This window comes from Staphylococcus sp. HMSC036D05 (assembly GCF_001836225.1).
Classification (GTDB): Bacteria; Bacillota; Bacilli; order Staphylococcales; family Staphylococcaceae; genus Staphylococcus; species Staphylococcus caprae.
This window is the reverse complement of record NZ_KV827773.1, coordinates 54,057-67,882: the sequence shown is the minus strand read 5'-3', so window position 1 is coordinate 67,882 and position 13,826 is coordinate 54,057. Positions and strand designations below refer to the sequence as shown.

General features: G+C 32.7%; 13 protein-coding genes. 1 reads left to right on the top strand and 12 read right to left on the bottom strand.

The window, feature by feature from the left end:
- Positions 1-23 precede the first annotated feature (23 nt).
- From HMPREF2580_RS00900 to HMPREF2580_RS12300, 7 genes are all read right to left on the bottom strand, one after another.
- Complete coding sequence (locus tag HMPREF2580_RS00900; protein WP_044466401.1) at positions 24-1,616, bottom strand: solute:sodium symporter family transporter; 1,593 nt, start codon at positions 1,614-1,616, stop codon at positions 24-26.
- Between the two features lie 312 nt (positions 1,617-1,928).
- A complete protein-coding gene (locus tag HMPREF2580_RS00895) occupies positions 1,929-2,693 on the bottom strand; it encodes a DUF4064 domain-containing protein (RefSeq protein WP_070830069.1) in 765 nt (254 codons plus the stop codon).
- A gap of 139 nt (positions 2,694-2,832) precedes the next feature.
- Positions 2,833-4,842: an FtsX-like permease family protein gene (locus HMPREF2580_RS00890; RefSeq protein WP_070830068.1), complete on the bottom strand. Its 2,010-nt coding sequence runs from the start codon at positions 4,840-4,842 to the stop codon at positions 2,833-2,835.
- A 1-nt stretch (position 4,843) separates the two neighbouring features.
- Positions 4,844-5,593, bottom strand: a complete 750-nt coding sequence (locus tag HMPREF2580_RS00885) for an ABC transporter ATP-binding protein (RefSeq protein ID WP_037541718.1) — start codon at positions 5,591-5,593, stop codon at positions 4,844-4,846.
- 110 nt (positions 5,594-5,703) lie between these two features.
- The gene (locus HMPREF2580_RS00880) at positions 5,704-6,600 is read right to left on the bottom strand and encodes a sensor histidine kinase (RefSeq protein ID WP_070830067.1); all 897 of its coding nucleotides are present in this window, start codon (positions 6,598-6,600) and stop codon (positions 5,704-5,706) included.
- A gap of 5 nt (positions 6,601-6,605) precedes the next feature.
- Positions 6,606-7,271 (bottom strand): response regulator transcription factor, encoded by a 666-nt coding sequence (locus HMPREF2580_RS00875; RefSeq protein WP_002444548.1) that lies wholly within the window; start codon positions 7,269-7,271, stop codon positions 6,606-6,608.
- Between the two features lie 31 nt (positions 7,272-7,302).
- Positions 7,303-7,455, bottom strand: coding sequence for a hypothetical protein (locus tag HMPREF2580_RS12300; protein ID WP_165764690.1), 153 nt, complete (start codon positions 7,453-7,455; stop codon positions 7,303-7,305).
- Positions 7,456-7,788: 333 nt separating this feature from the next.
- Between HMPREF2580_RS12300 and HMPREF2580_RS00870 the strand changes: the two genes are divergently transcribed.
- Entirely contained in the window at positions 7,789-9,273 is a 1,485-nt protein-coding gene (locus HMPREF2580_RS00870; protein ID WP_070830372.1) for an alkaline phosphatase, read from the top strand.
- Positions 9,274-9,370: 97 nt separating this feature from the next.
- On the opposite strand, the gene HMPREF2580_RS00865 is transcribed toward HMPREF2580_RS00870, so the two are convergent.
- Genes HMPREF2580_RS00865 through HMPREF2580_RS00845 form a run of 5 tightly spaced genes read right to left on the bottom strand, consistent with a single transcriptional unit; the run spans position 9,371 to position 13,799 of the window.
- Entirely contained in the window at positions 9,371-10,291 is a 921-nt protein-coding gene (locus HMPREF2580_RS00865) for an LCP family glycopolymer transferase (protein WP_070830066.1), read from the bottom strand.
- A gap of 3 nt (positions 10,292-10,294) precedes the next feature.
- Positions 10,295-11,437, bottom strand: a complete 1,143-nt coding sequence (locus HMPREF2580_RS00860; RefSeq protein WP_305367156.1) for a DegT/DnrJ/EryC1/StrS family aminotransferase — start codon at positions 11,435-11,437, stop codon at positions 10,295-10,297.
- 5 nt (positions 11,438-11,442) lie between these two features.
- Positions 11,443-12,063, bottom strand: a complete 621-nt coding sequence (locus HMPREF2580_RS00855) for an acetyltransferase (protein WP_002444559.1) — start codon at positions 12,061-12,063, stop codon at positions 11,443-11,445.
- A complete protein-coding gene (locus tag HMPREF2580_RS00850; protein WP_070830065.1) occupies positions 12,060-12,656 on the bottom strand; it encodes a sugar transferase in 597 nt (198 codons plus the stop codon). Before HMPREF2580_RS00850 ends, HMPREF2580_RS00855 begins: the two co-directional genes overlap by 4 nt.
- Before the next feature lie 15 nt (positions 12,657-12,671).
- Complete coding sequence (locus HMPREF2580_RS00845) at positions 12,672-13,799, bottom strand: glycosyltransferase family 4 protein (protein ID WP_083321647.1); 1,128 nt, start codon at positions 13,797-13,799, stop codon at positions 12,672-12,674.
- Positions 13,800-13,826: the final 27 nt, after the last annotated feature.

Genomic DNA, 13,826 nt, shown 5'->3' with positions numbered 1-13,826 from the left:
TTATCAAATTCCAATTGTAACATTTATTTCGCTAGTACGAGTGGTGAAAAGATAACATAACTTAATACAACGAGTAAAAGAATGATAGTACCTGCAATATAACGATATTTCCATGGTGTTGTATCAACAACTGCTTTACGTGACTTCAAGTCGTACTCACTTGACGGTTTAATCTTATTGAAAATTAATACAATAGCTAAATCTACAAAGAATAATACGCTAAACGTATATAGATAGTTGATTTGCGTAAATACGAGACTGATAATTGCGTATAGCACAATGTGTGTTGCAAGTGCCACTTTAGCACCTAATTTTGAAGTTTGTTTAGAGAAAAAGGCTACTAAAATAAGTACTAAAACTGGCATACTGTATACGCCATTAAATTGTTGTACAACTGCGTATAATCCACTTGGGAATAATGAAATAACAGGCGCAAGTCCTACTACAATTGCACCAATGACAACAGTAGCAATATGACCTACACGCGCAATGTGTTTGTCGGATTTATTTTTTCCGAAAATAGGTTTATAGAAATCTAACGTCAGTAACGTTGTTGTACTATTTAGAGAACCTACGAATGAACTTAAAATCGCACCGAAAATCACCGCACCAAATAAGCCGAACGCCCAATCTGGTAGAACAGAACTGACAAGTGCAGGATACGCGTTATCTGAAGTTTTGATACTACCATTGAAATAGTTATACGCTACCACACCAGGTAACACGGTAAATAAAGGACCGAATACCTTGAATAAACTTAAGTAAATTGCACCTTTTTGTGATTCTTTTAAGTTTTTAGCGGCGAGTGCTTTTTGTACAATCATTTGGTTAGCGCACCAAAAGAATAAGTTATTGAAGAACATACCAAAGAAAAGTGTTGGCCATGGCACGATATCGGAATCTATCTTACCGAAACCGTTCAATTTCTCAGGTGTGTTTTGGACCATTTTATCGAAACCGTGTAAGAAATTACCATCACCTAGGTGGCCTAATCCAAGAATTGTAATCGCAAGACCGCCAACAATAAGCGCCATTCCATAAATTGAATCACTAAATGCACTTAATGATAAACCGCCAACGAAGAGATAGAGAATCCCTACGATACCGATAACTGAAGAAATAATAATGACAGCAGTAGTACTGCTCACACCTAAATATTTGTCGACGTTAAACATTTTGTTGAAAACGAGTGACCCTGAGTAAAGTACTACAGGTAAAAAGGAAACTACATACGTGAAGATAAATAAGATGGATACAAATCGTTTAGTGAATGTATCATATCTCAGTTCTAGGAATTCTGAAATTGTGCTTACACCATATTGTAGATATTTAGGTAGAAACACCCATGCAAGTAATACAACTGCGACAGCTGCAGTGACCTCCCAAGCCATTACTTCCATGCCTTGTGCATAACTTTGACCATTTTGTCCTACAATTTGTTCTGTAGATAAATTGGTCATAATAATCGTAGAAGCGACTGTAAATCCTGTTAGACTGTTACCTCCCATAAAGTAACCGTCCGAACTATCTGTTTTAACCTTTCTTGATTGCAGATAGGCATATAATGATATACCCCCTACAACTAGAATGAATAAGAATATCGATATCCAATTCATTCTTTAAACAACCTCCCTCAAATTTTAAGTTGAACTTTGCACGCAAGATATATATAGACGTAAATATTATTTTTAAAACTTCATTTTCATATACGCATTGAATTGTGCGCATCGAAGAATTCTAGACTAATTCATTAATATTTTCAATAGTTGTATGTAAATTTCATTTTCATATACAAATCAGTTTGGAAATTTATATTATATAATAGGAAGAAACTCGTTCGTAATGCATCTGATTTGCGTAAAAAATCGACCCAACTTGCGTGTCAGGTCGATATTGGACATTAATATTAAACTAGTATTTATAGCTGTTTAATATTTAAATGGATCTTCTTCTTTTTTATCTTTGCGAAGTTGTTCTTCTTTATCAATAAAGTCGTTATCTTTATGCGTATTAGCGTTTAAATCTTGATGATTGTTGTCTTTATGGTTGGCATGGTTGTCTCTATTCCCATTAACGTTTTGAGTGTCATTGTGGCTATCATTTGAATAGTGTTCTTTAATGTTTTGTTGTTCATTTTTCTTGTCTTCTTCAGATAAAATAAATGAATTGTTTTTTTCGTTTACTTGTTGATCGCCGTTTTCATAGCGTTCATGATTGTTGTTACTTTGATATTCGTTATTTGCATAGGCACCATTATGGTTATTGTTGTCATAATTATCATAGTTGTCATAGTTATCATCTTTAGGTTTACGTGCTAATAACATGATACCTGCAATAAGCCATAGAATTCCTGCGATAAAGCTTGTAAATATACCTATTATACCTGCAATGATGAGTAAAATACCTGCAACTTTAGGTTTTTTACTAATTAAAATCGTACCTATAATTGCAAGAATCAATAATGCAATTAAAAATATAATAAAACCTGTTCCCATACTTGATAACATACCATAAGATTGGTTAAGTTGATCAGATGATACGTTTGGATTTGAACTTTGACTACTGTTAATCATTTCATCTTTAAAATCTTTATTGCCCATCATGGAAACCATTAAAACAATAAAACCTAAGTATAAAAGATGGAGAATATTTCCAATCCAGGATAGAACTTTTTCACCAGTACGTTTAATCATGTTTATTATTCCTCCTTTTTAAGTTATTTATTTTATACCCTCACATATGAGATTTATTCCTGATAAATAAAAAATGGATACTAACTTTTTGATAATATCCATTTTAATTATAAATATTTAATTTGAAGTATTAAACAATTTAGCGTCTACTATTAACAATCATGTAATAAATACGCGAAGTAATCCAGTACATGAGAGAGTATATAGCAATAAATACTACAATTACTCCTAAGTAACTTGTCGCAAACATTCCAATGTCTTTAACTGTTACGAATCCAAGAAGATTAAAAATTATTTTAGATGCAACCAAGGTGTGAATCATTGCTACAATTACAGGTATTGAGAATATCCAGATGATTTGTTTGTTAATAATTTGTTTAATCAAACTTTGTTCTAATCCAATTTTCTTCATGACTTCGTATTCGTGTCGATCATCGTAACCCTCAGAAATTTGTTTATAATACATCATCAAGAATATCGCAATGAGTAAGACAAATGATACAACTGTGCCGACAAATATTAACCCTCCGTTAACTCCTATCCACTGCCTCTTAAACGTTGGTTTATCCTCTATGAATCCTTTAATCTTTTTATTAATTTTATTCATTTGAGCATGTGTCAGAGGTTTATCTTCCATATTATTAAACTCTATATGAGAACTTGAAGGATAAATTTTTTCTCGATTATCTTTATTTAAATAATTAAATATCTTTGTCTTTGTTTGATTATTCTTCGTTACGATATAGGCACCATCCATGACGTTATCTAAAGTATTGATATTCATTTTTTTGATATGCTTCACCTTATATACAGTTCCATTAATTTCTATTTTATTAGCCTTGCTTAATAAACTATTATCCGTGTTAATGGCAATTTCATTACTTTTAAGATTAAGATGGGAATGGTAATGATTATAATCGGCAAGTGGCATAAAAGTTATTGTAAAATAGTGAGGAACTTGTTTAGATAAATAGAATAATCTACCATCAAATTGGTTTGAGCTCGGGTTCAATGTTGAACCATTTTTGTTCACTTCTAATTCAGCATTGATTGTATCTAAGGTATACCTTTTAAACGTATCAGTTTTGACATGTTTTTTAATATAATCTTCTGTTTTTGTCATATCTTTTTTTACTTTTTTATCTTTATGAAAGTCGCCACTCATATTGACTTTATATTGATTCGCCCATATATTATCTAATCTTTCATTGAAACCTCTGTATGTTTGAATTGTCATACCTAAAGTGACTATAAGAAAAGTAGATAATAACGAAATGGTAGCCAAACTTACCGCATTGGATTTCAAACGACTTCTTAGGTTAGATACGGTAAAAAAGTTATTGGTCTTATAGTAGAATTTTGGTATTTTTTTCAAACAATCTAGTACTACAACGCTCAAAGATATAAAAAGAAAGTACGTGCCTAGAAATACGCAGAACATTGCCACAAATATAGACGCTAATGAACCCATTGCCGAATTATCTTGTAAGGCAATGCTATACCCAGTGCCTGTCGCAAGGATGCCCAATACCAATACCATATAAGTAAAAATTTTAGATGTTTTCCCTGACTTTTTTACGTTTTGATCGACTAGTTTAAGCGGACTTTGGAAAGTTACTTTTATAATATTAATCATATTGAGAACGCTTAAAACTACAATCAGCATCGTTAAAGTAATTAACATGGACTTAAAGTCAAATGGGTAATCGACTAAACTCGCATTTTTGCCTATCCATACCTTACTTATAAGCATAAAAAATAAAGAACCGAATAAGTATCCACCAATCATACTAATACAACTTATAATTATGAAATTAATAAAAGATTCAATAATAAGTACAATTTTAAGATGTTTCTTCTCCATCCCTAAAATCATATACACTGCGAATTCTCGTTGCCTTCTCTTAATCACAAAGTTATTTGCATAGACAACAAAAATCAATGTCAACATAGACATTAGTACATTACCGAGTATGGCAAATATTGGCAAAAAGCTATTATGCTTTTGAGTATAGGTGTTTTGTGTAATCGAGATTAATATGTACTCTATAGCAAACATAATACTTACAGCAATAATAAATGGGATGATAATATGACGTTGTGTAACGTAACTTCGTTTAACCATTTGCCAAAGCATCTTGAATGTCACACTAATCACCTCTCCCATTTAAGATGGCTAAACTGTCGGCAATTCGTTTCTGATATTCATCTCGAGATTCTTCACCACGATAAATTTCGTGATATAATCTACCATCTTTGATAAAAATCACACGTTCGGCATAGGAGGCATCAATATTAGAGTGTGTGACCATTAATATCGTTTGATTATTTTGGTTAATTTCTCTAAAGAGTTTCATAAGGTTTTTAGAAGTTTTAGAATCAAGCGCGCCTGTTGGTTCATCGGCAAGGAGTAATTTAGGTTGAGCGATCAGTGCACGGGCTATGGCAACACGTTGCTTTTGACCACCTGAAATTTCGTATGGATATTTATCTAGTAGATCATGAATCCCTAATTGAGTACTTATCGATTTAAGACGTTCGTCCATCGTTTTAGGGCGTTCATTCGCAAGGACAAGTGGCATCAAAATATTATCTTTGTTGGACATAGTATTAAGTACGTTGAAGTCTTGAAAGACAAACCCTAATGTTTCCCTGCGAAAACGGGCAATTTCTTTATTTCGCAATTTATTAATCGCTGTGCCATTCAATGTAATAAAGCCTTCAGTTAATTTATCGAAAGTAGCTATGAGATTGAGTAATGTAGACTTACCGGAACCAGACTCCCCCATAATAGCTACAAATTCGCCTTCTTCTATTTCTAAGTTCATATTATTTAACGCAGTCGTTGAGTTAAGCCCTCTGCCATATACTTTTTTTACACTTTTCACTTCTAATAACATCATGAATGCCCCTTTCTCATTTCACTTATTATCATAAAATAAAAAAGCGCCAACAACATTCATAATTTCTTACAAATATCGTTGGCAAACTTACAGTTTTGAAAGTTTAGCTAATCTTCCCTCGGAAAATGGATTTTAAATGTTGTACCTTCATTAAGTTTTGAATCTACATCGACCTCATGATTCAGGTGATTAGAAATATGTTTAACAATAAATAAACCTATTCCACTTGATTCTTCATTGAGTCTGCCATTATAACCTGAATAGCCTTTATCAAATATTTTGGGAATATCTGCTTTACTGATACCTACGCCATTATCTTTGATGATAAGTGATTGTTCTGATGCATCGAATTCAATCCATATATCTTTTCCACGTGCATATTTCAAAGCATTGTTGAGAATTTGTTCAATCATTATTGAAGCCCATTGTGCATCAGTTAAAACTTTATCTTCACATTTTTCATAATGAATTCGCGTATGTTGTTCAATAAACTGAATTCTATATTTCATAATAAGTGGACGAATGAGTTCGTTAATTTCAACTTCTGAAATTGTCATATCGGATTCTTCGTTGAGTAACTTCAAATAACTTAAAGCTAAGCTTGTATAGTTATCGATTTGTACAATTTCTTGTCTGACACGATTTACGACATTTTCTTCATTACGCTCAAGTAATAATTGAGAAGCTGTTATAGGCGTTTTAATTTGATGCACCCATGTTAGAAAATAACTTTCTACATCATTACGATATTCCACTTGTTGATTTTTCACTTCTGTTAATTCATTTTCCAAATTATCAATCGTCTCTTTAAGACGCTCATCCTTCTTAAATCCAAGATATTTAATCCACCAATGAATGGATATGACGAGTAAAACGATACCTAGCGCAAGACCGAAAGCACTGAATGGCAATGTAAACAGGAAGAAAATGAGTGCAAATAATAAAAATATACATACTACGATTGAGATTTCATTACGAATTGATTTAATAAATGATAGTAACATAATTTTTAAACCCTATATCCGACATTTTTCTTTGTTTCTATAAAATGATCCACACCGATAGATGATAATTTTTTACGTAATCGTGTCATATTTACTGCTAATGTATTGTCATCGATGAAGTTTTCAGATTCCCAACATTTTTCAATTAAAGTTGTACGACTTACATATTTCCCTTCATTTTGGAATAGCATTTTCAAAATTTGAAGTTCTGTTAGTGATAATTGAACCGCTTCGCCTTCCTTAATCAGTTTAGCTTCATCAAGGATGAGCTTACAGCCTTTCACATCCAATTCGTCATTAGATACTGATAGGTCGTATGTTCGTCGTAGCAAGGCTTGGATCTTTGCGATGGTTAACGATAAGTTGAACGGCTTCTCAATAAAATCATCGCCACCCATTTGAATTGCCATAATTTGATCCATATTATCCGTACGCGAACTTATAAACATAATAGGGACGTTGGATACTTTGCGCATTTCTTGACACCAATGAAAGCCATTAAGCGTGGGCAAATTAATGTCTAATAAGACAAGCTGCGGATCCATTTCATGAAAATCTTCCATGATTTTGTCAAAATTCTCAACCACTTTTACGTCGTAGTTCCATTTTGACAATTCATTCGCCAAACTTTCAGCAATCACTAAGTCGTCTTCTACAATGAGAATCTTCATACCTGTTCACCTTTCAACCACATTGTGTAATTTATTTATCCTCTTCTGAATCATAAACTTTATTTTTATCTTTTTCAATTTGGTCTTTTTGTTCTTGAGCCTTTTTACTTCTTCGTCTTTCTTCAAATATACCTAAAGCAATAAATCCAATGATTAAAATTGGAGATAACATAACAAGTATCATTATTTCACCTACTTCAAAGAGTTAAAATTCCTATTATTAATTAAGATTCTGTTTATCCTCATTTTACATGTTTATGACTTAAAAAGACATTTTAAAATAAGTTATTCTATCACCATATTTTGACACTCCATGGCTGTTGGGGTTCGTAAGAAATGTAATTTTTGATTCACTTGCTCATGTGTTGAATTTAATTTTAAACAATTTATATTTAAATTCTTTTTAGAATTATATCCATTTACAATTCATTTACTTAAAAATTACTTTTAGTCAAAATTCATATTCTATACTGAAATTGCAATACATAACTATACTTATTTAGGGGGTACCTTAATGATGAATTTTATAAATAAATTGAGTAAAACTACGATAGCAAGTTCAATGGTGGCTGCTTCAGTTTTAGGCGTTTCAAATATCTCGCATGCATCTGGAAGTGGCGCAGGTCCAGGAGAAAATGCACAAGGTCAACAAGGGCAAGATGATGCCATCGCGTTTGGTAATACTAAGAATCCTAAAAATGTTATCTTCATGGTTGGTGACGGCATGGGGCCATCTTTCAACACAGCTTACCGTTATTATAAAAATCAACCTGGCGCTAAAAAAATGAACCCTACTGCGTTTGATAAATATTTAAAAGGCACAAATCGTACATATCCTAATGATCCTAAAGAAAATGTAACAGACTCAGCTGCTGGCGGTACTGCTTTCGCCACAGGACATAAAACATACAACGGCGCAATTAGCGTTGATAACAACAAAAAGCCTTTAAAATCAGTATTAGAACAAGCTAAAGAACAAGGTAAATCTACAGGTTTAGTAACGACTGCTGAACTTACAGACGCAACACCAGCTGTTTACGCCGCTCATGTTGATTCTCGTGATAAAAAAGACGAAATTGCTCAACAATTTTATAATGATAAAATCAATGGCCAACACAAAGTAGATGTAATGCTAGGTGGAGGTTCTAAATACTTCGGTAAAGAAAATGGTCACCTTGATAAGAAATTCAAAAAAGATGGTTACGATTTAGTTAACAATAAAACACAACTTCTAAATTCTCAAAGTGATAAAGTTTTAGGTACATTTTCTGAAAAAGATATGCCACTTCAAATCGATGCACCGTCAAAAAATCCTTTACTCGTTGATATGGAACAAAGTGCATTAAGTAAGTTAGATAAAAATAAAAAAGGATTCTTCCTAATGGTAGAAGGCGCTTCAATCGATAAGGCGGCTCACCCTAACGATGTTACTGGTGTCATGTCTGAGATGAGTGGTTTCGAAAAAGCATTCCAAAATTCAATCGATTATGCTAAAACAAATAAAGATACTTTAGTTATTGCAACAGCCGACCATTCTACAGGTGGTATGACTATTGCTAAAGGTAAAGATTATAAGTGGGATCCAGAAGCCATTCATAAAATGAAGCATTCTGGTATGTATATGACTAAAGAGATTGCTTCAGGAAAAGATCCAGAAAAAGTGATTAACGAAGGTTACGGTATTAACTTCCCAAGTAAACAAATGGATAAAGTAAAACAAGCTGCGAAAGATTTACGCAAACTTCAAAAAGAAGGTAAAGACGAAAAAGATCCAAAAGTAGTTGCTGCTACAACTAAATTACAAAATGCAATTCAAAAACCAATCAATGATGCATCACATACTGGTTGGACTACAAACGGACATACCGGTGAAGACGTGAATACTTACGCTTATGGTCCAGGATCAAGTAAATTCAAAGGTAACATGGAAAATACTCAGAGTGCTAAAAACATTTTCGATTTCTTTAAAAATGATGTAGCATCTAACCAAAATCAACAATAATATAATATAGATGTGGGAATCCCGGCGTTTAGCCAAGTAACCCTTGAATATTACAAAACCCAGTTAGAACCTTTCATCGTTCTAACTGGGTTTTAATTTATAAATCTAAATTGTCTTTATATTTTTTCATTACCTTGTTTAGACTGTCTTCGTTTGGATAGAAGTACCACAAGTTATCGTTCCCAATTTTATTCTCACCTTGGATTGTATCACGTTCAACATTATCTTGGGCATCATTGTAATTTTGACGCATTTTATTTAACTGACCTAAACTTAAGTCTGTTTTAACATTATCTTCAGCTGCTTTAAAGATTCCATCAATTTTAGTTATTGATCCGATTTGTAAACCTTCTTTAGCTACTGCTTCTATGACTTGTTGTTGACGTAATTGACGGCCACTATCTCCACCAGCGCCTTCTTGTTCACGGCTTCTCATATAAGTTAAAGCTTTATCGCCATTCATATGGTATTTTTGACCTTTATTAAATTGATATCCATGGAATTTAAATGTAGCGTTACTTGTTACATCAACACCACCTAATTGGTCTACAACTGTTTTAACACCATCCATGTTAATTGCAGCATAATGGTCCACTGGCACGTTAGTTAATTTTTCTAAAGACTTTACTGCCATGGTTGGTCCACCATAAGCATAGGCATGATTGATTTTTTCAGTCGTTCCTCTTCCCACAATTTTAGCTCTTGTATCACGTGGAATACTTACCATTACTGTTTTGTGATCTTTAGGATTAATAGACATCATGATTATAGAATCTGTTCTTTGACCTAAATTTTGTTGTTTACGTTCTGAATCTTCATCTATACCATAGATTACAATTGACACTGGATCTCCATCACCCACAGCCTTGTTTCTTAATTCAGATTTATCCCTATCTAATGGATTATGAATTGCGTTACTTAATGAATTTACTTTTGAAAAAATATAAATACCAAATACTATTAAAATGGTTACTAGAATTTTAAAGACTAAAGATTTCTTTTTCTTTTCTCTGGCCATGAGTTACCCCCTATTATGCATTTCCTTAATAATATTAATAACATGCTTTAATTGTTCATCAGTCATATCTGATCCTGAAGGTAAGCATACACCATTTTCGAATAAAAATGCACTATTATCTTTATCTTCTTTAAAAAATTCATAACCTTCATACAATGGTTGTAAATGCATAGGTTTCCAAACAGGTCTTGCTTCAATATTATGTTCTTGAAGTTTTTCAATAAGCTCTGTTGCAGTAAAACCTGTCTTCTCACAATCAATTGTTAAAGCAGTTAACCAACGATTGGCTTTTGAATCAGGAAGTTCTGGTTGGAAATTAAAACCACCCAATGGTGACAATTCTTTCTCATACGTACTAAATATCTCACGTCTACGATTGATGTGTTCATCTAATACTTCCATTTGACCTCTGCCTATACCTGCTGATATATTACTTAATCTGTAGTTAAAACCTAATTCACTGTGTTGATAATGTAGAGCCTTATCTCGTGCTTGAGTAGATAAAAACAATGCGTGTGCAATTGCTTTTTTATCATTTGAAATCAACATACCACCGCCACTAGTAGTGATGATTTTATTACCATTGAATGAGAAGATACCAAAATGGCCAAATGTTCCACTTTTCTGACCTTTATATATTGCTCCTAAAGATTCAGCCGCATCTTCAACTAATACAACATTGTACTCATCACAAATTTGTTTAATTTCATCTATTTTAGAAGATTGACCATAAAGGTTAACGGCTATTACTGCTTTAGGTTTAACTCCCTCTCTCTCAAATTTTTCAAATGCTTTACGTAATGCAACTGGTGACATATTCCATGAATCATTTTCAGAATCGATAAATACTGGTTTAGCTCCTTGATACATAATTGGGTTTGCAGATGCACAGAAAGTTAGAGAACTACAGAATACAATGTCATCTCTTTCTACGCCAGCTTCAATAAGCGCTAAATGTATAGCCGAAGTACCGCTACCAACAGCTAATGCCGCTTCACTACCTGTATAAGCCTTAACGCTATTTTCAAATTCTGTAACATTTTCTCCCAACGGGGCAATCCAGTTTTTCTCAAAAGCATCTTGAATATATTTTTGTTCACTTCCACCCATGTGAGGGCGTGATAAGTAAATTCTTTCTTCTTTCAATTTTTTCACTCCTTGTATTTTGCTGGCGTACCAATGACTGTTGATTCTGATTTAACATTTTTTATTACTGTGGCTCCTGCACCCACTACACAATGACTTCCAATTTCAACTAATGGCAATACTGTAGCATTAAGAGCTATATGAGATAAATTCCCTACTTTTACTCCTCCAGCTAATACTGCACTTGGGGAAATATGAACATAATCTCCAATTTGATTATCATGTTCAACAATCGCATTAGTATTAATAATGGTATGAATTCCGATTTTACTATCTGCATTTATAACAGCTTTAGGCATAACAACGGTACCATAACCAATTTTAGCACTTGGACTAATTATTGATGACGGGTGAATAAAAACTGGGAAACGTTCAATCGGAATATCATTTTTATTAAATATTTTTTCTCTCACTGTATTATTACCGATTGCTAAAACAAAATAATATTGTGATTTCAATCGATTGATGTCTTTTAGATTATCGTAAATTAATCCATCTTCTTCATAATAATCATTAATGACATCATCTAAGTAACCAGCTAAATGGTAATCAGTGCTACTTTCAATAATATCTCTCACTACTTTTGAATGACCACCCATACCTATTAATAAAACTGGTTTGCTCATACGTGATTCCCCTTAAACTTTTCAGCTGTAACGTGATTCGGCGAGTTAATATCTTTTTTTTGTAATGTATTAACAATCGTTTTATAGATAATATACATATCTAATTTAAATGATTGATTTTCCACATACCACACATCTAGTTTAAACTTAGCATCCCATGAAATTGCATTTCTACCATTTATTTGTGCCCATCCTGTAATTCCTGGTTTAACATTATGACGCTTTTTCTGTTCTTGATTATAGAGTGGTAAATATTCCATCAACAAAGGCCTAGGACCAACTAAACTAATATCTCCCTTTAACACATTGATAAGTTGAGGTAGTTCATCAATACTTGAATTTCTAATAAATCGACCTACAGGTGTCATACGCTGTTCATCTGGTAATAGTTCACCATTTTCATCTTTTGCATCAGTCATTGTACGAAATTTATAAATTTGAAATGGCTTACCATATTGACCTGGTCTTGTTTGTTTAAACAAAACGGGTTTCCCTAACTTTTTAGCTATTAATATCGATGCGCCTAAAATGATGGGGGATGATAGGATTAATCCGGAAGAACTCACTGCAACATCAAAAGCACGTTTAAGCATAGTCAACACACTCTCTTATAAATTTTTATTTCGGTAAATTGTTTCTAGATGTTTCCAAATAATTTTACTATCAAATTTATCGACAACTCGTTTTCTAGCGTTACGACCTAATTCGTATCTTAAAGTTTCATCAATGATTAAAGTTTCAGTTTTCTCAGCAATTTTTATATAATCACCTATTTCAACTATATATCCTGTATGCTTATCTTCAACTGTATCTTTAGCACCTGTAGCGTTACTAGTAATTACTGGTATCTCAAGTGCTTGCGCCTCAATACTCACATTGCCAAATCCTTCTCTATACGTAGGGAATAGTAATACATCCATATGATTATAGTAATTTACAGGTTGATCAACATGCCCCGTTAACACAATGTCTTTGTTGTTTGAAATAAAGTTATAGTATTCTTCACCTATTGAATCATCTTTTTCTAATGCGCCCACGATTAAGAGTTTTACTTTGTATCCTTTATCTTTAAGGATTTTAAAACTTTCTATTACTTCACGAATACCTTTATCTTTTACTATTCTTCCCACATAACCTAATACGAAGTGATTTTCTAATTGGTTTTCAATTGAAACTGGTATGTCGTTATACGATTTAGAGAATTTCTCCAAGTTAATTCCATTACTACTTCCGTAACCTAAAACTTGAATATTTCTTTGTTTTTCTAATCTTAAAGATACGATTTTATCTTTTAAACTTTCGGATATAGCTATAACATCCGTGGCACAAAACATTGCTAATTTTTCCATAGCATATAATATTCTATACTTTAAACCCTTTACCGTTTCTAGACGTAAACCTCTAACAGTGTAAATTCGCACTGGTCGTCGAGTGATAAATGCTGCTAATGTTCCGATTAGACCAGCTTTGGGTGTACCTGAATTAACAATGAGTGGTTTCTCTTTAAGAAATAATTTTGTCATTTTAAATAATGATATTAAATCTTGTTTTATAGAAATTTCTCTTTCCATGTTAATTGCATGTACAATATCTTTTGGATATGCGTTTTGTTCTTTACCAGCTGAGGATACGATGTGGACATCGAATCCTTTATTTCTTAAATACTCAATTTGGCCGTTCATTAAAGGAATACTTTTTGAAACTGTAACTAAATGAAATATTTTTTTCTTATCCAATCTTTTCCACCTACAGATCAATCATTA